Annotated in this window: 18 protein-coding genes; 15 read left to right on the forward strand and 3 right to left on the reverse strand. The window is 68.5% G+C overall.

Annotation, left to right across the window (positions count from 1 at the left end):
• A complete protein-coding gene (locus tag E3U26_RS23620) occupies positions 1-2,169 on the reverse strand; it encodes a ComEC/Rec2 family competence protein (protein ID WP_499107532.1) in 2,169 nt (722 codons plus the stop codon).
• Between the two features lie 133 nt (positions 2,170-2,302).
• On the opposite strand from E3U26_RS23620, the gene gltX reads away from it, so the two are divergent.
• The 4 genes from gltX to E3U26_RS23640 all read left to right on the forward strand — a co-directional run bounded on the left by gltX (position 2,303) and on the right by E3U26_RS23640 (position 6,268).
• Complete coding sequence (gltX, locus tag E3U26_RS23625; protein ID WP_116220582.1) at positions 2,303-3,709, forward strand: glutamate--tRNA ligase; 1,407 nt, start codon at positions 2,303-2,305, stop codon at positions 3,707-3,709.
• Between the two features lie 54 nt (positions 3,710-3,763).
• Entirely contained in the window at positions 3,764-5,056 is a 1,293-nt protein-coding gene (gene gltA / locus E3U26_RS23630; RefSeq protein WP_036756401.1) for a citrate synthase, read from the forward strand.
• Positions 5,057-5,181: 125 nt separating this feature from the next.
• Complete coding sequence (locus E3U26_RS23635; RefSeq protein WP_052095970.1) at positions 5,182-5,505, forward strand: DUF1284 domain-containing protein; 324 nt, start codon at positions 5,182-5,184, stop codon at positions 5,503-5,505.
• A 109-nt stretch (positions 5,506-5,614) separates the two neighbouring features.
• Entirely contained in the window at positions 5,615-6,268 is a 654-nt protein-coding gene (locus tag E3U26_RS23640) for an SDR family NAD(P)-dependent oxidoreductase (protein WP_036756397.1), read from the forward strand.
• 53 nt (positions 6,269-6,321) lie between these two features.
• On the opposite strand, the gene E3U26_RS23645 is transcribed toward E3U26_RS23640, so the two are convergent.
• The gene (locus tag E3U26_RS23645) at positions 6,322-7,755 is read right to left on the reverse strand and encodes a cobyric acid synthase (protein WP_499106890.1); all 1,434 of its coding nucleotides are present in this window, start codon (positions 7,753-7,755) and stop codon (positions 6,322-6,324) included.
• 69 nt (positions 7,756-7,824) lie between these two features.
• Here E3U26_RS23645 and secG point away from each other — a divergent pair, with 69 nt between their 5' ends.
• The 11 genes from secG to E3U26_RS23700 all read left to right on the forward strand — a co-directional run bounded on the left by secG (position 7,825) and on the right by E3U26_RS23700 (position 17,291).
• A complete protein-coding gene (gene secG, locus E3U26_RS23650) occupies positions 7,825-8,349 on the forward strand; it encodes a preprotein translocase subunit SecG (RefSeq protein ID WP_036756454.1) in 525 nt (174 codons plus the stop codon).
• A 148-nt stretch (positions 8,350-8,497) separates the two neighbouring features.
• Positions 8,498-10,141 (forward strand): CTP synthase, encoded by a 1,644-nt coding sequence (gene pyrG, locus E3U26_RS23655; RefSeq protein WP_114538040.1) that lies wholly within the window; start codon positions 8,498-8,500, stop codon positions 10,139-10,141.
• A 47-nt stretch (positions 10,142-10,188) separates the two neighbouring features.
• Positions 10,189-10,644 (forward strand): hypothetical protein, encoded by a 456-nt coding sequence (locus E3U26_RS23660; RefSeq protein WP_114538061.1) that lies wholly within the window; start codon positions 10,189-10,191, stop codon positions 10,642-10,644.
• A 63-nt stretch (positions 10,645-10,707) separates the two neighbouring features.
• Positions 10,708-11,616 (forward strand): polyphosphate kinase 2, encoded by a 909-nt coding sequence (ppk2, locus tag E3U26_RS23665; protein ID WP_036756388.1) that lies wholly within the window; start codon positions 10,708-10,710, stop codon positions 11,614-11,616.
• 70 nt (positions 11,617-11,686) lie between these two features.
• Complete coding sequence (locus tag E3U26_RS23670) at positions 11,687-11,983, forward strand: DUF1330 domain-containing protein (protein ID WP_036756385.1); 297 nt, start codon at positions 11,687-11,689, stop codon at positions 11,981-11,983.
• A 52-nt stretch (positions 11,984-12,035) separates the two neighbouring features.
• Complete coding sequence (locus E3U26_RS23675) at positions 12,036-12,497, forward strand: tellurite resistance TerB family protein (RefSeq protein WP_036756383.1); 462 nt, start codon at positions 12,036-12,038, stop codon at positions 12,495-12,497.
• A gap of 145 nt (positions 12,498-12,642) precedes the next feature.
• Complete coding sequence (locus E3U26_RS23680; RefSeq protein ID WP_052095955.1) at positions 12,643-13,455, forward strand: ABC transporter ATP-binding protein; 813 nt, start codon at positions 12,643-12,645, stop codon at positions 13,453-13,455.
• 24 nt (positions 13,456-13,479) lie between these two features.
• On the forward strand, positions 13,480-14,202 hold the full coding sequence (locus E3U26_RS23685) for a transporter substrate-binding domain-containing protein (RefSeq protein ID WP_036756377.1): 723 nt from the start codon (positions 13,480-13,482) through the stop codon (positions 14,200-14,202).
• Between the two features lie 51 nt (positions 14,203-14,253).
• Complete coding sequence (locus E3U26_RS23690) at positions 14,254-15,132, forward strand: ABC transporter permease (RefSeq protein WP_499107534.1); 879 nt, start codon at positions 14,254-14,256, stop codon at positions 15,130-15,132.
• On the forward strand, positions 15,129-15,956 hold the full coding sequence (locus E3U26_RS23695; RefSeq protein WP_036756374.1) for an ABC transporter permease: 828 nt from the start codon (positions 15,129-15,131) through the stop codon (positions 15,954-15,956). The genes E3U26_RS23690 and E3U26_RS23695 overlap by 4 nt, the downstream gene beginning before the upstream one ends.
• A 3-nt stretch (positions 15,957-15,959) precedes the next feature.
• Positions 15,960-17,291, forward strand: a complete 1,332-nt coding sequence (locus E3U26_RS23700; RefSeq protein WP_114538039.1) for a glutamine synthetase family protein — start codon at positions 15,960-15,962, stop codon at positions 17,289-17,291.
• 36 nt (positions 17,292-17,327) lie between these two features.
• Here the strand turns inward: E3U26_RS23700 and miaB are convergent, their stop codons facing one another.
• Positions 17,328-18,665 carry a MiaB/RimO family radical SAM methylthiotransferase gene (gene miaB / locus E3U26_RS23705; protein ID WP_499106891.1) on the reverse strand — a complete coding sequence of 446 codons (1,338 nt, stop codon included), beginning with the start codon at positions 18,663-18,665 and terminating at the stop codon, positions 17,328-17,330.
• Positions 18,666-18,712 lie beyond the last annotated feature (47 nt).

Consider the following 18,712-nt stretch of genomic DNA (forward strand, 5'->3'; position numbering starts at 1 on the left):
TCAATGCCAGAGCCGGCGGATGCCCGGCCGGTCGACGGAAACGTATCTGGGCCCGGAAGGCTCCAGGAATATCGCCACCGCGCCGTGTTTCCGCAGATAGGGCGGATCGAGGACCAGGCATTCGCCCAGGGTGGCGGGGCTAGGGGAAAGGGCGGCGTTCGCGACCAGGATGCCGCCTTCGCGGCAATGGCCGCGGGCATCCTCGCGCGTGGCCCTGCCGGTCAGGTGGCGGATGCGAAGCCGGATCCCGCCCCGGTCGAGTTCCGCCCAGCGATTCGCGGGCGGGCCCTGCCACAGCGGGCGCGCCGCGGCACCGGCCTGATCGGCGGCGTCGCCATCGGCCTTGAGCCAGCTCTCTACCGCGAAGCTGCCGCCGCCGGGCTTCGAAGGCACCCTGCCCGCGGGGGTCAGCACCGCCACCGCGTCGCCCTGGGCCGAAACCAGGATGTCAGGGCGTGTCGCACCCAGCCACAGCACCCCCGCCGCCGCCAGCAGGGCGATGCCCGTGCCCCGGCGCAAAAGCGGCAGGGGACCGCGCGCGCCCGCGGGCTGCGCACCGGGCAAAAGCAGCATGGCGCCCACGGCCATCAGCGGCAGGACGGCGCGCGGCGCGACGGGAAACAGCGTGACCGCCCCGCCCAGGTCCGAGATCCATTGCGCGACCGCCAGCATCCAGCCGGTTCCCAGCCCCATCAGCCACAGGGCCGGTTGCGCCAGGCCCAGCGGCGCCAGCAGCGCGGCGAAGACCCCGCCCGGCATCACCAGCGCGCCGACGACGGGCACGACCAGCATGTTGGCCAGCAGGCCGTATTGCGTCATCCGCCCGAAATGCGCCGCGGCGATGGGGGCCGTCACCATGCCGGCCACGAAGGAGGACAGAAACAGCATCAGGACCGGCCGAGCCCACCAGGGCAGCCGCGGTGACAGCCTTGCCCATGGCTCCTGCATCAGGATCAGCGCGACCGTGGCGGCAAAGCTCATCTGGAAGCCGGCCTCGGTCAGCGCTTCGGGGTTCAGCACCAGCACGATGCCGGCGGCGACGGCGACGGTGCGCAGCGACACCGCGCGCCGGTCGGCGATGATCGCAAGCAGCATCACCGCCACCATGATGAAGGCGCGCTCGGTCGCGACGCCGCCGCCCGAAAGCCACAGATACAGCGCCGAGGCGCCAAGCGCCCCCGCCGCCGCCAGCTTGTGGACCGGCACCGCCCGCACCCCGCCCAGCCCCTGCGCCGCCACACCGCCCAGCCGCAACGCGGCATAGACGAAGCCGGCCAGCATGCTCATGTGCAGCCCCGAGATCGACACGATGTGGTAAAGATTCGAATCGCGCATGATCTGGTTGGTCTGCTCGGCGATGCCGGAACGGTCGCCGGTCATCAGCGCGGCCGAGACCGCCCCCGCCTGGCCGCCGATCCGCTCCTGCATGGCCTGGGACAGCGACATGCGGATGCGGTGCAACGCCAGCATCCCGCCATCGGCCGGAGGCTCGACCGTCATCACCGGCGTGCGGGCATAGCCCACCGCGCCCAGGCGTTCGAACCAGGCCAGGCGGCGGAAGTCGAAGCCGCCCGGCTCGGACGGACCGGCGGGCGGACCCAGATGCGCGGTCAGCATCACGCGCTGGCCGGGCACCGGCAGTTCCTGCGGCTCCATCAGCGAGATCCGCACCCGCGCCGGCGTGCGGCCGGGCGCGACCTCGTGCAGCCCGACCTGATCGAGCAGCAGCCGCAGCCGGTCGCGCGACGAGCGGTCGATGCCCACGACCCGCCCCTCGACCGGGCCGTAATAGCGGAAATCCAGCACCGGGGCGGCGACCAGATGCGCCCGGACCCCGGCAAGCCCCGCCCCCAGCACCACCAGCAAGGCTGCGAAGGCGGCCAGCCGCAGCCGGTCCGCCCAGGCCCAGCCCAGCCTGCCGGACCCGGCCAGCCGCATCGCCCCGCCGGGCAGCAGCAGGCAGGCGACCCCGGCCAGGACCAGCCCGGCATGGAAGCCCGGCCCCGGTTCCCGCGGCAGCAGGAACCAGCCGCCGATGCCCAGCGCAAGCCAGAAGGGCATCCAGGGCAGCAGCCCGGCGCGAATGCCGACCGAAGGCCGCAGCCCGGCCGCCGCCTGCCGCCCGCCGCGCGGCGCCAGGGCCGGCAGCCGCGTTTGCAAAGCATTCACCGATTCCGTCACCAAAACTTGTCCTTGCCGTGGCACTTGCTTATCTGTGGCGCCAAGATTGGCATGCCGACCTTTCGAAAGGATTAACGGGCATGGCCGATGGCCCCGCTTTCTGAAACTGACCGGACCGCTGATGACTGATTCCCGCCCCGTCGTGACCCGCTTCGCGCCCTCGCCCACCGGCTACCTGCATATCGGGGGCGCGCGGACGGCCCTGTTCAACTGGCTCTATGCCCGCGGGCGGGGCGGAAAATTCCTGCTGCGGATCGAGGATACCGATCGCGCCCGCTCCACCCCCGAGGCGACCGAGGCGATCCTGCAGGGCCTGCGCTGGCTGGGCCTGGACTGGGATGGCGAGCCGGTCAGCCAGTTCGCCGGCGTCGCCCGCCATGCCGAGGTCGCCCGCGCCATGCTGGAAAACGGCACCGCCTACAAATGCTTCTCGACCGCCGAGGAGATCGAGGCCTTTCGCGAAAAGGCCAAGGCCGAGGGGCGCTCGACCCTGTTCCTGTCGCCCTGGCGCGACGCCGATCCGGCCAGCCTGCCCGACGGCCCCCATGCGATCCGGCTGAAGGCGCCGCGCGACGGCGAAACCGTGGTGCGCGATGCGGTGCAGGGCGACGTGACCTTCGGCAATGCGCAGCTGGACGACATGGTGCTGCTGCGCTCGGACGGGACGCCCACCTATATGCTGGCGGTGGTGGTGGACGACCACGACATGGGCGTGACCCATGTGATCCGGGGCGACGACCACCTGACCAATGCCGCGCGGCAGATCCAGATCTATCAGGCGATGGGCTGGGACATCCCGGTCTTTGCCCATATCCCGCTGATCCACGGGCCGGACGGCAAGAAGCTGTCCAAGCGCCATGGCGCCGTGGGCCTGCACGAATATGCCGCCATGGGCTATCCGGCGGCGGCGATGCGCAACTACCTGGCGCGGCTGGGCTGGAGCCATGGCGACGACGAGCTGTTCGACGACGCCCAGGCCAGGGCCTGGTTCGACCTGGACGGCATCGGCAAGGCCCCGGCCCGGCTGGACTTCAAGAAGCTGGAACATGTCAGCGGCTGGCATATCGCCCGGATGGGAGATGCCGAATTGCTGGAGGAAATCGCGCGTTTCCGCGCCGCGACCGGCGCACCGCCGCTGTCCGAACGCCAGATCGCCCGGCTGCTTCCCGCGCTGGAGGCGCTGAAGGCCAAGGCCAGGACCCTGCCCGCGCTGCTCGACCAGGCGCATTTCGCGCTGATCGACCGGCCGGTCGCGGTCGAGGAAAAGGCGGCGGCGGCGCTGGATACTGTATCCCGTGGTATACTGACTGAATTGACTGCCGCGGTGCAGAATGCTAGCTGGGATCGCAACGAACTCGAAGCGGCAGCCAAGCGGATTGGCGAGTCGCACGGGCTGGGGCTGGGCAAGGTCGCGGCGCCGCTTCGCGCGGCACTGGCCGGGCGCAGTTCCACCCCCAGCGTGTTCGACATGATGTTGGCGCTTGGCCGCGACGAAACGGTGGCCCGGCTGCAGGATCAAGCGGGCTGAGACCCGCCCCCATCACCCGGCCTGCGGGCCGGAGACAGGTGAAAGGAACTGGGAATGGCAGAAGAAAAAGCCGCAAGACTGCATCTGGCGGGCAAGGACTACGACCTCGCGGTCCTGTCCCCGACCGCGGGGCCGGATGTGGTCGACATCCGCAAGCTCTACGGCGAGGCGGGCGTTTTCACCTATGACCCCGGCTTTACCTCGACCGCGTCCTGCGATTCGACGATCACCTATATCGACGGGGACAAGGGCGAGCTGTGGTATCGCGGCTATCCGATCGAGCAATTGGCCGCGCAGTCGCATTACCTGGAAGTCTGCTACCTGCTGCTTTACGGCGAATTGCCGACCCCCGACCAGCTGGTCGATTTCGAGACCCGGATCACCCGCCACACCATGGTGCATGAGCAGATGCACTATTTCTTCCGCGGCTTCCGCCGCGACAGCCACCCGATGGCGACCATGGTGGGCGTCGTGGGGGCGATGTCGGCCTTCTACCACGATTCGATCGACATCAACGACCCGGTGCAGCGCGAGATCGCCTCGATCCGGCTGATCGCCAAGGTGCCGACCATCGCCGCCATGGCCTACAAGTATTCGCTGGGCCAGCCCTTCGTCTATCCCCGGAACGAGCTGGATTATGCCAGCAACTTCCTGCACATGTGCTTCTCGGTCCCGGCCGAGCCCTATAACGTGGATCCGGCTCTGGCCCGCGCCATGGACCGCATCTTCACGCTGCATGCCGATCACGAGCAGAACGCCTCGACCTCGACCGTGCGCCTGGCCGGCTCCTCGGGGGCGAACCCCTTTGCCTGCATCGCGGCCGGCATCGCCTGCCTCTGGGGCCCGGCGCATGGCGGCGCCAACCAGGCCTGCCTGGAGATGCTGCGCGAGATCGGCTCGGTCGAGCGCATCCCCGAATTCATCGCCCGCGCCAAGGACAAGAACGACCCGTTCCGGCTGATGGGCTTTGGCCACCGCGTCTACAAGAACTTCGACCCGCGCGCCAAGGTGATGAAGGAATCGGCCGACGAGGTGCTGGACCTGCTGGGCGTCCACAACAACCCGACGCTGCAGGTCGCCAAGGAGCTTGAGAAGATCGCGCTGGAGGACGAGTATTTCGTCTCGAAGAAGCTCTATCCCAACGTCGATTTCTACTCGGGCATCATCCTGGAAGCGATGGGCTTCCCGACCTCGATGTTCACCCCGATCTTCGCGCTGTCGCGGACCGTCGGCTGGATCTCGCAGTGGAAGGAGATGATCGCCGACCCGCAGAACAAGATCGGACGCCCGCGCCAGCTTTACGTCGGCTCGCCGCGGCGCGATTACAAGCCGCTGGACGCCCGCTGAGCGCGACCGTCCAGGACCAGGATCGGCCCCGGACCAGTTCCGGGGCCGTTCTGCTGCGCCCCCATCACGTGCTTTGCTCGATCGGCTGGCAAGGGCGCGGCTATTCGCCCGAGTTCACCCGGAACATGAACGCCGTCGTCCTGGGCCGGCTGCGCGCCGATCCGCAGGTGCCGGTGGTCTTTACCGTCATGGCCGATTCGATCTGCGCCCCCTGCCCGTCGCGGCGCGGCATGGGCTGCGCCGCGGACGACCGGATCAGCCGGCTGGACAGGCGCCATGCCGCGGCGCTGGACATCCGCCCAGGCCAGCGCATGACCTGGGCCGAGGCCCAGGCCCGCGCCGCGGCGCGGCTGCAGCCCAGGGACCTGGAGCGGATCTGCAACGGCTGCCGCTGGCTGGGCCTGGGCATGTGCCAGTCCGCGCTGGCCAAGCTGCAGCAGCCCGACTGAAAGCCCCCGATCAGCGCTGCGGGCGGCGGCAAGGTCAATGTGACGCAGTTGCCGGCAGCCCCGCTGCAAGGGGCTTGCGCGCCGCCGCGGCCGGTGCGAAATCGGCACCATGACCGAGCATGACAAAATCGCGCTGATCACCGGCGCCTCGCGCGGCCTTGGCGCCGCTTTGGCCGAAACCCTTGCCGCGCGCGGCTGGCATATCCTGGCCGTCGCCCGCACCACCGGCGCGCTTGAGGAACTGGACGACCGCATCCGCAAGGCCGGCGGCTCGGCCACGCTGGCGCCGATGGACGTGGGCGAGCCGCAGGCCATGGTGCAGATGGTCCGGGCGGCGATGGAGCGCTGGGGCGGGCTCGATCTCTGGGCCCATACGGCGATCCATGCCGCGCCGCTGTCGCCGGCCGGGCATATCGACGCCAAGGATTTCCAGAAATCGGTCGACCTGAACATCGTCGCCACGCGCGGGCTGCTCAACCTGATCGAGCCGCTGTTGCGCGCCCGCCAGGGCACGGCGCTGTTCTTCGACGACAAGCGCGCCGGGCAGAAGTTCTTCGGCAGCTATGGCGCGACCAAGGCCGGGCAGATCGCCCTGGCCCAAAGCTGGCAGGCCGAGAACGCATCCCTGGGCCCGCGCGTCGTCATCGCCGAGCCGGCACCCATGCCCACCGCGGTGCGCGCCCGCTTCTTCCCCGGCGAGGACCGCGCCCGCCTGACCCCCTGCCTGGCCGAGGCCGAGCGCATCCTGGCGGAAACCCTCTAGCCCCGCCGGCGCAAAGGGCCGGCCCCTCGCGCGCCAGTGCGAAAATCCGGTCCCTAGCGCGCCAGCGCGAAAATCTGGTCGATGTCCAGATGCGCCTCGAGATGCGCGGCCAGCCGGTCCAGCACCATCTCGACCCCCGCGCCGTAATCCAGCGCCGAAGCTGCGCCGAACTGCCCAAGCCAGGCGGCGCGGAAAGCATCGCCCGAGAACAGCCCGTGCAGATAGGTGCCGGCGACGCGCCCGTCGGGGCTGGTGGCGCCGTCCGGGCCGGGGATATGGGCGAAGGGGCGGGCGCCGTCCGGCCCCTCGGTCCGGCCCATGTGGATCTCGTAGCCCTCGACGGGCTGGCCGAGCGCGGTGCCTTGGGCCCGCGTCAGGCGCTTGTCGGGCGCCATGCGGGTTTCGACGTCCAGCAGGCCCAGGCCGGGGGTGCTGCCGGGGTCGCCGTCATGCCCCTCGGGGTCGTGGACCCAGCGGCCCAGCATCTGGTAGCCGCCGCAGATGCCCAGGCACCGCCCGCCGCGCCGCAGATGCGCGGCCAGGTCGACGTCCCAGCCCTGCTGGCGCAGAAAGGCCAGGTCGCCCCGCGTCGATTTCGTGCCCGGCAGGACCACCAGGTCGGCATCGCCCGGCAGCGCCTGTCCGGGCGGCACCATGGTCAGCCGCACCGCCGGCTCGGCCGCCAGGGGGTCGAGATCGTCGAAATTCGCGATCCGCGACAGCATCGGGCAGGCGATGTGCAACCCGCCCGTGCCCGCTGCACGGCGCAGGTCCACCGCATCCTCGGCCGGCAAAAGCGCGGCATCGGCGAACCACGGCACGAGGCCCAGGTCCGGCCAGCCGGTGCGCTGCGCGATAAAGACCCGGCCGGCATCGAAAAGCGAGGGATCGCCGCGAAAGCGGTTGATGACGAAGCCGCGGATCATCGCCGCATCCGCCGGGTCGATCACCGCCTGGGTGCCGACGATCTGCGCGATCACCCCGCCGCGGTCGATGTCGCCGGCCAGCACCACCGGAACATCGGCGGCGCGGGCGAATCCCATGTTGGCGATGTCGCGGGCGCGCAGGTTGACCTCGGCCGGGCTGCCCGCGCCCTCGACCAGCACCAGGTCATGCGCGGCGCGCAGCCGGGCGAAACTGTCCAGCACCGCTCCCATCAGCTGCGCCTTGAGCGCGCCGTAATCCGCCGCCGCGGCCCGCGCCACGGCGCGGCCCTGCACCACCACCTGCGCGGCGCGGTCGGTTTCGGGCTTCAGCAGCACCGGGTTCATGTGGACCGAGGGCGCCAGCCCCGCCGCCCGCGCCTGCAGCGCCTGCGCCCGGCCGATCTCGCCCCCGTCCGGGGTCACGGCGGCATTGTTCGACATGTTCTGCGGCTTGAAGGGCGCCACGCTGATCCCGCGCAGCCTGGCGGCCCGGCACAGCCCCGCCACCAGCAGCGATTTCCCGACATTCGACCCGGTTCCCTGGATCATCAACGCGCCCATGCCAGCCCCCGCTTGCCAATCCGCGCCTTGGTGACTAGATAGGCGCGTCGCTGAATGAAAGGCCCCGTGGTGGAAAACGTCGTTCTTACCGTGCATCTGATCCTCGCCGTGCTGCTGATCGGGGTGGTGCTGCTGCAGCGGTCCGAAGGCGGCGGCCTTGGCATGGGCGGTGGCGGAGGCGGCGTCATGACCGGCCGCCAGGCAGCCAATGCGCTGTCGCGCCTGACCTGGATCTTTGCCATCGGCTTCATCATCACCTCGATGACGCTGACGCTGATCGCCGCGCAGAACGCCTCCAGCGGCTCGATCGTGGACCAGCTGAACCTGGGCGGCACCCAGCAGGCCCCGGCGACCGGCCTGCCCGGCATCGGCGACTACGTCCCGCCGCCCGGCGCGGGCCAGCCCGTGGTTCCGGGCGCCGGCCAGCCGGTCGCACCGCCTGCGACCGCACCTGCACCCGCCGCCGAGACCCCGGCCGAAACCCCGGCCCCGACGCCCGCCGCGCCGACCGAGGGCAATGCCCCCGCGACCGCGCCGGTGACGCCGCCGGCCGCTGCACCGGCGCAGGAAAGCCCGGCACCGGCCAACAACTGACACCACAACTTGGGGGCGCGACCGGCGCCCCTTACAACAACTTGCGGTCCGTTGCGGCCACGGGGCAAATCGGATATGAGTCGAGTCCCGTGATGCCGCCCAGATTCGGGCCGCGATCTTTTATTGGATTACTCACGGGGGCCCCTCGATGGCGCGTTACATCTTCATCACCGGCGGCGTGGTTTCCTCGCTCGGCAAGGGGCTGGCATCGGCGGCGCTGGGGGCGCTGTTGCAGGCGCGCGGCTTTACCGTCCGGCTGCGCAAGCTCGACCCCTATCTGAACGTCGATCCCGGCACGATGAGCCCCTTCGAGCATGGCGAGGTCTTCGTCACCGACGACGGCGCCGAGACCGACCTGGACCTGGGCCATTACGAACGCTTCACCGGCGTCTCGGCGCGCAAGACCGACTCGGTCTCGTCGGGGCGGATCTATTCCAACGTGCTGGAAAAGGAACGCCGCGGCGCCTATCTGGGCAAGACCATCCAGGTCATCCCCCACGTCACCAACGAGATCAAGGACTTCCTGGCCGTGGGCGAGGACGAGGTCGATTTCATGCTCTGCGAGATCGGCGGCACCGTGGGCGACATCGAGGGCCTGCCCTTCTTCGAGGCGATCCGGCAATTCGCCCAGGAACGCGCGCGCGGGCAATGCATCTTCGTGCATCTGACGCTGCTGCCCTGGCTGGCGGCAAGCGGCGAGCTGAAGACCAAGCCGACCCAGCATTCCGTCAAGGAGCTGCGCTCGATCGGCATCGCCCCCGACGTGCTGGTCTGCCGCAGCGAGCAGCCGATCCCGGAAAAGGAACGCGCCAAGATCGCGCTGTTCTGCAATGTCCGCCCCGATGCGGTGATCCCGGCCTATGACCTGAAGTCGATCTACGAGGCGCCGCTGGCCTATCACCGCGCGGGCCTGGACCAGGCGGTGCTGGACGCCTTCCAGATCAGCCCGGCGCCGCGCCCCGACCTGACCCGGTGGGAGGACGTGATGGACCGGCTGACCAATGCCGAGGGCCAGGTCCGCATCGCCATCGTCGGCAAATACACCCAGCTCGAGGATGCCTATAAATCCATCGCCGAGGCGCTGACCCATGGCGGCATGGCCAATCGCGTCCGCGTCAAGGCCGATTGGGTGGATAGCGAAAAGCTGGAGGGCGAGGGCGCGCATCTCTTGGACGGCTATAACGGCATCATCGTGCCCGGCGGCTTCGGCGAACGCGGCACCGAGGGCATGATCGCCGCGGCGAAATATGCGCGCGAGAAGAAGGTGCCCTACCTGGGCATCTGCCTGGGCATGCAAATGGCGGTGATCGAGGCGGCGCGGAACCTGGCCGACATGCCCGACGCGGGTTCCGAGGAGTTCGACCACGAGGCCGGCAAGACCCGCTTCACCCCCGTCGTCTATCACCTCAAGGAATGGGTGCAGGGCAATTACACCGTGCAGCGCAAGCTGAGCGACGACAAGGGCGGCACCATGCGGCTGGGCGCCTATACCGCCGTGTTGGCGCCAGGCTCGAAGATCTCGGAAGTCTATGACGGCGCGCTGGAGATCGAGGACCGCCACCGCCACCGCTACGAGGTAGACGCCAAATACCGCGACCAGCTGGAGGCGGCGGGGCTCAGCTTCTCGGGCATGTCGCCGGACGGGCGGCTGCCGGAGGTGGTGGAATACCGCGACCATCCCTGGTTCATCGGCGTGCAGTCGCACCCCGAGCTGAAATCCAAGCCGTTCCAGCCCGCGCCGCTGTTCGCCGGCTTCGTCCGCGCCGCGATGGAGAACGAGCGGCTGGTCTGAACCGCCGCGCCGCGCCATAGTGTCGGGATCCAATGGACGGTCCCGACATGCGCCTTGCCCCGATTCCGGTCCTGATGCTTTGCGCCCTGCCCGCGCTGGCGGATGCGCCGCTGTTCGTGCTGGACCAGACGCGCCTGCCCTTCGACCTTGGGCCGGGCGCGCCGCAGAACCAGCCCTCGCGGCAGGCGAACTCGCCGCATGCGGCCGCCAATTCGGCGGCAAGCCCGGCCAACAGCGCCTCGCGCTATGCCAATTCGCCGCGCAACCCGGCCAATGAGAAGCGGGTGATCTTCACCGCGGACGGCTCGGTCGTCGGCTATTACGCCCCGAACGGCGCGGGCACGCTGAACCTGTTCGACCTGGGCGGCAAGCGCGTCGCCTATCGCCCCAAGGGCAGCAAGAGCCTGTTTTCCAGCGACGGGCGCTGGTGCGGCACGGTGGCCGATGCCAGCGGCGGCGGCTTCGCCTTTGGCGTCACCCGCGACTGCGCCGGGCTGTTCTGAGGGGCGACACAGGATTGTCACATTGCAAGGCTAGATCGCAGGCAAGCGCAGCAGGAGATCCCCATGCAGGACCAGACACCCAAGGACTGGCTTGAAGCCGAACTTCAGGACACGCTCGACGAGGATTTCGAGATCGAGATGGAGGATGCGGTCCTGTCCCAGGAAATCGCCCGCATCTATCGCGACACCCATCCCGACCAGATGCCGCGCGCCGACTATTTCCGCGAGCTGCTGCGGCTTCAGGCGGAACTCATCAAGCTGCAGGACTGGGTGGCCCATCACAAGGAAAAGGTGGTGGTGATCTTCGAAGGCCGCGACAGCGCCGGCAAGGGCGGCGCGATCAAGCGCATCACCCAGCGCCTGAACCCGCGCGTCGCCCGCGTGGTGGCCCTGCCCGCCCCTTCGGACCGCGAAAAGACGCAATGGTATTTCCAGCGCTACGTCCCGCACCTGCCGGCCGGGGGCGAGATCGTGCTGTTCGACCGCAGCTGGTACAACCGCGCCGGGGTCGAGCGGGTCATGGGCTTCGCCTCCGAGGACGAAGTGCAGCAATTCTTCGACGACGTCCCGGAATTCGAGCGGATGCTGGTGCGTTCCGGCATCCGTCTGGTGAAATACTGGTTCTCGATCACCGACGAGGAACAGCAGATGCGCTTCCTGATGCGCATCCACGACCCGCTGAAACAGTGGAAGCTGTCGCCGATGGACCTGCAATCCCGCATCCGCTGGGAGGATTACACCAAGGCCAAGGAGGACATGTTCGAGCGCACCAATATCCCCGAGGCGCCTTGGTATATCGTGCCCGGCAACGACAAGAAGCGGGCGCGGCTGAACTGCATGGCGCATCTTTTGACCATGGTGCCCTACGGCCCGGTCCCGCACGAGGAGATCACCCTGCCCGACCGGGTCTTCAACCCCGATTACGAGCGCGAGGTGCTGCCGCCCGAGCTTTACGTGCCGCAACGTTACTAGGGCGGGATCGGGCTTGCGGCGGCGGCCCCGCACGGCATGATCGGCACGGATCAGCCGCAAGGAGCCCGCCATGCCCAAAGCCTATTGGATCGGCCATGTCACGGTCGATGACCCCGCCGCATACGAAGCCTATCGCCAGGCCAATGCCGCCGCCTTTGACCGCTATGGCGCGCGTTTCCTGGTGCGCGGCGGCGCGCTCGAGGTGGTCGAGGGCCAGATGCGCCCGCGCACGGTGGTGATCGAGTTTCCCGACCTGGAAACCGCCCGCGCCTGCTATCGCAGCCCGGAATACCAGGCGGCGCTCGCCTTGCGGCAGCCCTGCTCGATCGCCGACCTGGCCATCGTCGAGGGCTGGGAATCTGCCTGACAAATTTCGCGCGGGATATTGTTGCGCCGCCAAAATACCCTAATATCCGGTCATGTTTCGCAATCTTCTGAGCCGGCTTTTCGCCGACCGCCCCGATTCCGCCCACCTGAGCGGCCAGGATGCCGAGGTCGCCATCGCCTCGCTGCTGGTGCGGCTGGCGCGCGCCGACGACCATTACGGCGCGGCCGAGCAGCAGCGCATCGACCAGGTGCTGGCCCGGCGCCGCGGCCTTGGCGCCGCCGAGGCGGCCGAACGGCGCGCCGCGGCCGAGATGATCGAGGCCGAGGCGCCCGATACCGTCCGCTTCACCCGCACCATCAAGGAGCGCGTCGACCTGCATGACCGCCAGGAGATCGTCGCCGCCCTGTGGGAGATCGCCTATGCCGACGGCGCCCGCAGCGCCCACGAGGAATCGCTGGTGCGGCTGGTGGCCGGCCTTCTGGGCGTGAACGACCGCGATTCGGCCTTGGCGCGGCAAAGGGCGCTGGACGATCTGGGGCTGTCGGGCAAGTGAACGCGCAACCCCGCCCCAACCCGCCGTCTCAGCCGCTTGCCGGGGCGATCCACGCCCCTGCCCAGCCGGCAAGGCCCGCGACGAAAGCGTTGCAATCGCGCGGCAAATATCGCCTCATATTCCCATGAGCCAGACAGAACCGACCATGGCCGCCCCCGTCACGGCCGCCGATCCCGCCGCCGATCCTGCGCGGGTGCCGGTGATAGAAATCAGGGATCTGCACAAGGCCTATGGCCCGCTTCAGGTCATCCGCGGCGTCAGCCTGGCCGCGCCGCGCGGCCATGTCATCAGCCTGATCGGCTCGTCCGGCTCGGGCAAGTCCACGCTGCTGCGCTGCTGCAACCTGCTCGAGGACAGCCAGCAGGGCGAGATCCTGTTCGAGGGCGAGGCGGTGAAATGGCGCGGGACCGGGCTGGCCCGCGTGCCCGCCGACCGGGCGCAGGTGACGCGGCTGCGCACCAACCTGTCCATGGTGTTCCAGCAGTTCAACCTGTGGTCGCACATGACCATCCTGCAAAACGTCATGGAGGCGCCGGTCCATGTGCTGAAGCGCGATGCGCGGCAGGTCGAGGCACGGGCGCGCGAATTGCTGGCCAAGGTCGGCATCGGCGACAAGGCCGACGCCTGGCCGGCGCAGCTGTCGGGCGGCCAGCAGCAGCGCGCCGCCATCGCCCGCGCGCTGTGCATGGAGCCCAGGGCGCTGCTTCTGGACGAACCGACCAGCGCGCTCGACCCCGAATTGCAGCAGGAGGTGGTGCGGGTCATCAAGGATCTGGCGGCCGAGCATCGCACCATGCTGCTTGTCACCCATGACATGCGGCTGGCGGCCGATGTCAGCGATCACGTCGTCTTCCTGCATCAGGGCCGGATCGAGGAAGAGGGACCGCCGGCGCAGCTTTTCGGCGCGCCGCGGTCCGAGCGGCTGCGCCAGTTCCTGAGCGCCACCATGGCCGAATGAAAGAACCGACAGGAGAGCAAGGACATGAAGAAACTGACGCTTGCCGCCGCAGCCTTCGCGCTGACCGCGGGCATGGGCATGGCCCAGACGGTGCGCATCGCCACCGAGGGCGCCTATCCTCCCTACAACCTCATCAACGACCAGGGCCAGGTCGCCGGTTTCGAGGTCGATCTGGGCAACGAGCTGTGCAAGCGGGCCGAGCTGCAATGCACCTGGGTCAAGAACGACTGGGATTCGATCATCCCCAACCTGGTATCCTCGAACTATGACGCCATCATGGCGGCGATGAGCATCAACGAGGAACGCAAGCAGGTCATCGCCTTTACCGAGGATTACCTGCCGCCCGCGCCCTCCTCCTATGTAGCGCTGGACGAAGGGGCGAACCTGGAAACCGGCATTGTCGCGGTGCAGACCGGCACGGTCCAGGCGTCCCATATCGCCGACACCCAGGCCACGATGCTGGAATACCCCAACATCGACCAGGTCTTCGCCGCCGTCCGCAATGGCGAGGCCGATGCGGCCTTCGGCGACCACGAGGTCATGCGCCCCTTCGTCGAGGACAGCGACGACCTGATCTTCGTGGGCGAGCAGGTCCGGCTGGACGAGGGCATCGGCATCGGCGTGCGCCAGTCCGACAACGAGCTGCGCGAAAAGCTGAACGGGGCGATCGCCGCGATGAAGCAGGACGGCAGCCTGAACGCGCTGATCAAGACGCATTTCGGCGAGGATGCGCAGACCTACGAATGACATCACTGATGCCGCCGCGGTCCCTGCCGCGGCGGCCAAACCGGCGGCATGATGCTTTCCCATTGCACCGACCCCTCTGCCCTGCAAGGGCTTGCCTGGTTGTCATGCTATCTGACGACCGGCAACCACATGCTGTTCTATGCCAGCTTCGGCACGGTGCTGCTGCTGCTGGCGATCACCGCGCCGGTGGCGCTGCTTTTCGGCTTCGGCGGCGCCATGGCCTCGCGCTCGCGCATCGCCGGTGTGCGCTGGTTCGGCCGCATCTATACCTCGATGGTGCGCGGCGTGCCCGACATCATCTTCTTTCTCTTCGTGCCCATCGCGCTGGACCAGGGCTTCGAATGGCTGCGCTCGCGCGTCTATTGCGACCCCTCGGTGCCGGTGCGGCAGGGCAATGAGTTCATCGTCTGCGCCGCAGCCAAGCTGCCGCTTTCGACCAGCCCGGAATGGGTGCATCAGGCCTATGGCATCTTCCTGGCGGTGATCGCCTTTACCGTGGTCTTCGGCGCCTTCGCGGCCAATGTGCTGCATGGCGCGATGAACGCGGTGCCGCGCGCGCAGCTGGAAACCGCCGAGGCCTACGGCATGACCCCGCGCCAGGTGAACCGGCGCATCCTGGTGCCGCAGATGTGGACCTATGCCCTGCCGGGCCTGGCGAACCTGTGGATGATCCTGATCAAGGCCACGCCGCTGCTGTTCGTGCTGGGGGTCGAGGACATCGTCTATTGGGCGCGCGAACTGGGCGGCGCCAAGACCCGCGCCTATGCCTATCCGCATCCCGACTGGCGGCTTTACTATTTCCTGGCCATCCTGGTCTTCTACCTGCTGATGACCTGGGGATCGGAGCGGATCTTCGACCGCATCCGGGCCAGGCTGTCGCGGGGCCAGGCCACCGCCGCCGGCGAGGCGATGCGAAAGGCCGCGACATGAACCAATGCCTGCAAACCATCCAGGACTATGGGCTGCGGTCGCTTGGCCTGGGCGAAAGGCTGCTGCCGCGCAGCGGATTTACCCTGTGCGAGCAGGTCACGCTGATCGGCTCGGGCCTGATCTGGAACGTCTATTTCGCTGCGCTGGCGCTGCTTTTCGGCTTTTTCCTGGCCAATGCGCTGGCCGTGGCCAAGGCCAGCCGCAACCCCTGGGCCAGGAAGCCGGCCGAGTGGTTCATCTTCCTGTTCCGCGGCAGCCCCCTCTTCATCCAGTTCTTCCTGGCCTATGAGCTGCTGGTGCAACTGCCCCGCGCCGGCATCGACGTGCTGGGCATCACCGTGCAGACCAGCTGGATGACCCGCGCCTGGGCCGGGGCGCTGCTGGTGCTGATGCTGAACACCGCTGCCTATTCGGCCGAGATCTTCTACGGCGCGCTGCGCAACCTGCCCAAGGGCGAGCTTGAGGCCGCCGATGCCTATGGCATGGCCGGCTGGACCCGCTGGCGCCGCGTGGTCTGGCCCACCGCGATGCGGCTCGCCTGGCCCGCCTATACCAACGAGGCGATCTTCCTGTTCCACGCCACGACGCTGGTGTTCTTTTCCGGCTTCCCGGCCTTCCAGCAACGGGGCGACGCGCTTTATTACGCCAATTATTTCGCCGACAAGACCTTCAACCCCTTCATCGCCTATCCGATCGTGGCGGGCTATTTCGTGCTGCTGACCCTGGGACTGATCGCGCTGTTCGGCCTGGTGAACCGGCGGCTGAACCGCCACCTTCCCGGCGCGGCGAAGAAGATCCGTTACAGGCCCAATCTCATCAGGTGACCCATGGACTGGCTGCGCGAGCATCCCGACGTCAAGACCATCCGCATCGCCGCCGCCGACCTCAACGGCGTGGCGCGCGGCAAGCGCGTCCCGGCACGCTTTGCCGACAAGATCCTGACCGAGGGCACCAAATTCCCCTTCTCGGTCCTGAACATGGACATCTGGGGCGAGGACATCGAGGACAGCCCCCTGGTCTTCCAGGCCGGCGACCCCGACGGGCTGCTGCTGCCGACCGAGCGCGGCTTCATGCCCATGCCCTGGCTCGAGGCGCCGACCGGCCTGCTGCCGATCTGGATGTTCCATCTGGACGGCCGCCCCTATGAGGGCGATCCCCGCCAGGCGCTGGCCCGCGTGGTCGAACGCTACAAGGCCGCCGGCCTGACCCCGGTGGTCGCGACCGAGCTGGAGTTCTTCCTGATCGACGATTCGGGCGGCCAGCTGCGGGTGCCGCCCAGCCCGCGCTCGGGCAAGCGCCGCACCGGGGCGGAAACGCTGTCCCTGCGCGCGCTCGACGCCTTCGACCGTTTCTTTACCGCGCTCTACGACGCCTGCGAGGCGATGGACATCCCCGCCGATACCGCGATCTCGGAAGCCGCGCCGGGCCAGTTCGAAATCAACCTGATGCACCAGCCCGACCCGCTGAAGGCCGCCGACGACGCCTGGCTCTTCAAGCTGCTGGTAAAGGGGCTGGCCCGGCGCTACGGCTTTGCCGGCTCCTTCATGGCCAAGCCCTACGAGGCATGGAACGGCTCGGGGATGCACATGCATTTCTCGGTGCTGGACGCGCAAGGCCGCAACGTCTTCGACAATGGCGGCGACGAGGGCTCGGACGTGCTGCGCCATGCCGTCGCCGGCTGCCTTGCCGCCATGCCCGGCTCGACGCTGCTGTTCGCCCCGCACGAGAACAGCTACGACCGGCTGGTGCCGAACGCCCATGCGCCGACCGGCATCGGCTGGGCCTATGAAAACCGCACCTCGGCCATCCGCATCCCCTCCTCCGGGCCCAAGGCGCGGCGGATCGAGCATCGGGTGGCGGGCGGCGACGTGAACCCCTACCTGACCGTCGCGGCGGTGCTGGGCGCGGCGCTGAACGGCATCGAGGACAGGGCCGAGCCGCCGCCGCCGATCCAGGGCAATGCCTATGAGCAGGGGCTGGAGCAGCTTCCCGGCAGCTGGGGCGCGGCCATCGACGCCTTCGAAACCTCGCCCGAGATCCGGCGCATCTTCCCCGCGCATCTGATCGAGAATTTCGTCATGACCAAGCGGCAGGAACTGCACTACATGGCCGAGCTTTCCGACGACGAAACCGTCGAGCTTTACCTCGACACGGTCTGACCCGGCGGCTTCCGCACCTCACCGGCCGCCCGGCCTTCAGGCCGCCAGCACCCCGGCCAGCGAGTTCGGCGCGCTATGGGTGATGCGCACCCGCACCAGGTCGCCGACCTTCGCCGCCGGCGCCTCGACAAAGACCGCGTGCAGATAGTCCGACTTGCCGACCATCTGGCCGGGATTGCGGCCGGGCTTTTCGAACAGCACGCCCAGCTCGCGCCCGACCATGCCTTCCTGCGCCGCCTTCTGCTGGCTCGACAGCAGCGCCTGCAATTCCTGCAGGCGCGCATCGGCCACGGCGCCCTCGACCTCGGGCCGCTCATAGGCCGGGGTGCCGGGGCGCGGCGAATACTTGAAGCTGAAGGCGGTGCCGAAATTCACCGCCCGCACCAGATCCAGCGTGTCCTGGTGGTCCCGGTCGGTCTCGCCGGGGAAGCCGACGATGAAATCGCTGGTCAGCATGATGTCGGGCCGCGCCTCGCGGATACGCTCGATCAGCCGCAGATATTGATCGACGGTGTGGCGGCGGTTCATCGCCTTCAGGATGCGATCCGAACCCGACTGCACCGGCAGGTGCAGATAGGGCATCAGCTTCGGCTCGTCGCGATGCGCCGCGATCAGGTCGTCGGCCATGTCGTTCGGGTGGCTGGTGGTATAGCGGATGCGGTCCAGCCCGTCGATCTCCGCGATCGCCCGGATCAGCCGGCCAAAGCCCCATTCGGCCCCCTCCGGCCCCTCGCCATGCCAGCCGTTGACGTTCTGGCCCAGAAGCGTGATCTCGCGCACGCCGCGCCCGACCAGGTCGCGCGCCTCCGAAAGGATGCGCGCGACCGGGCGCGACACCTCGGCCCCGCGGGTATAGGGCACCACGCAAAAGGCGCAGAACTTGTCGCAGCCCTCCTGCACGGTCAGGAAGGCGGCGGGCGCGCGCCGGGTGGCGGCGGGCTTCGGCAGATGCTCGAACTTGTCCTCGGCAGGGAACTCGGTATCGACCCCGCCGCCCGCCCGCACCATGGCCGGCAGCCGGTGATAGGCCTGCGGCCCCACCACCAGGTCGACGATGGGCATGCGGCGCTGGATCTCGCCGCCCTCGGCCTGGGCGACGCAGCCGGCGACGCCGATCTTCAGGTCGGGCTTCTCCGCCTTCAGCGGCTTCAGCCGGCCCAGGTCGGAATACAGCTTCTCGGCCGCCTTTTCCCGGATATGGCAGGTGTTCAGCAGCACCATGTCGGCGTCCGCCTGGTTCTCGGTCAGGACATAGCCCTCGGCGCCCATGGCTTCGGCCATGCGCTGGCTGTCATAGACGTTCATCTGGCAGCCATAGGTCTTGATGAAAAGCTTCTTCACCGCCGGGGCGGGCTTGCTGGCTGGGTCACTCATGCCGTGCTGTCCTTGGGATCGACGCCTGATACAGGAAAACGCCCGGC

Source organism: Paracoccus ferrooxidans, assembly GCF_029909815.1.
Taxonomy (GTDB): domain Bacteria; phylum Pseudomonadota; class Alphaproteobacteria; order Rhodobacterales; family Rhodobacteraceae; genus Paracoccus; species Paracoccus versutus.

Bases quoted from the DNA above. Each gene is read 5' to 3' on its own strand.
- E3U26_RS23645 (WP_499106890.1), bottom strand. From the start codon at position 7,755: ATGGGCGCGTTGATGATCCAGGGAACCGGGTCGAATGTCGGGAAATCG.
- gltA (WP_036756401.1), top strand. From the start codon at position 3,764: ATGGCAGAAGAAAAAGCCGCAAGACTGCATCTGGCGGGCAAGGACTAC.
- E3U26_RS23675 (WP_036756383.1), top strand. From the start codon at position 12,036: ATGTTTCGCAATCTTCTGAGCCGGCTTTTCGCCGACCGCCCCGATTCC.
- ppk2 (WP_036756388.1), top strand. From the start codon at position 10,708: ATGCAGGACCAGACACCCAAGGACTGGCTTGAAGCCGAACTTCAGGAC.
- E3U26_RS23700 (WP_114538039.1), top strand. From the start codon at position 15,960: ATGGACTGGCTGCGCGAGCATCCCGACGTCAAGACCATCCGCATCGCC.
- E3U26_RS23640 (WP_036756397.1), top strand. From the start codon at position 5,615: ATGACCGAGCATGACAAAATCGCGCTGATCACCGGCGCCTCGCGCGGC.
- gltX (WP_116220582.1), top strand. From the start codon at position 2,303: ATGACTGATTCCCGCCCCGTCGTGACCCGCTTCGCGCCCTCGCCCACC.
- miaB (WP_499106891.1), bottom strand. From the start codon at position 18,665: ATGAGTGACCCAGCCAGCAAGCCCGCCCCGGCGGTGAAGAAGCTTTTC.
- E3U26_RS23690 (WP_499107534.1), top strand. From the start codon at position 14,254: ATGCTTTCCCATTGCACCGACCCCTCTGCCCTGCAAGGGCTTGCCTGG.
- E3U26_RS23670 (WP_036756385.1), top strand. From the start codon at position 11,687: ATGCCCAAAGCCTATTGGATCGGCCATGTCACGGTCGATGACCCCGCC.
- E3U26_RS23660 (WP_114538061.1), top strand. From the start codon at position 10,189: ATGCGCCTTGCCCCGATTCCGGTCCTGATGCTTTGCGCCCTGCCCGCG.
- E3U26_RS23685 (WP_036756377.1), top strand. From the start codon at position 13,480: ATGAAGAAACTGACGCTTGCCGCCGCAGCCTTCGCGCTGACCGCGGGC.
- E3U26_RS23680 (WP_052095955.1), top strand. From the start codon at position 12,643: ATGGCCGCCCCCGTCACGGCCGCCGATCCCGCCGCCGATCCTGCGCGG.
- pyrG (WP_114538040.1), top strand. From the start codon at position 8,498: ATGGCGCGTTACATCTTCATCACCGGCGGCGTGGTTTCCTCGCTCGGC.
- E3U26_RS23635 (WP_052095970.1), top strand. From the start codon at position 5,182: ATGAACGCCGTCGTCCTGGGCCGGCTGCGCGCCGATCCGCAGGTGCCG.
- E3U26_RS23695 (WP_036756374.1), top strand. From the start codon at position 15,129: ATGAACCAATGCCTGCAAACCATCCAGGACTATGGGCTGCGGTCGCTT.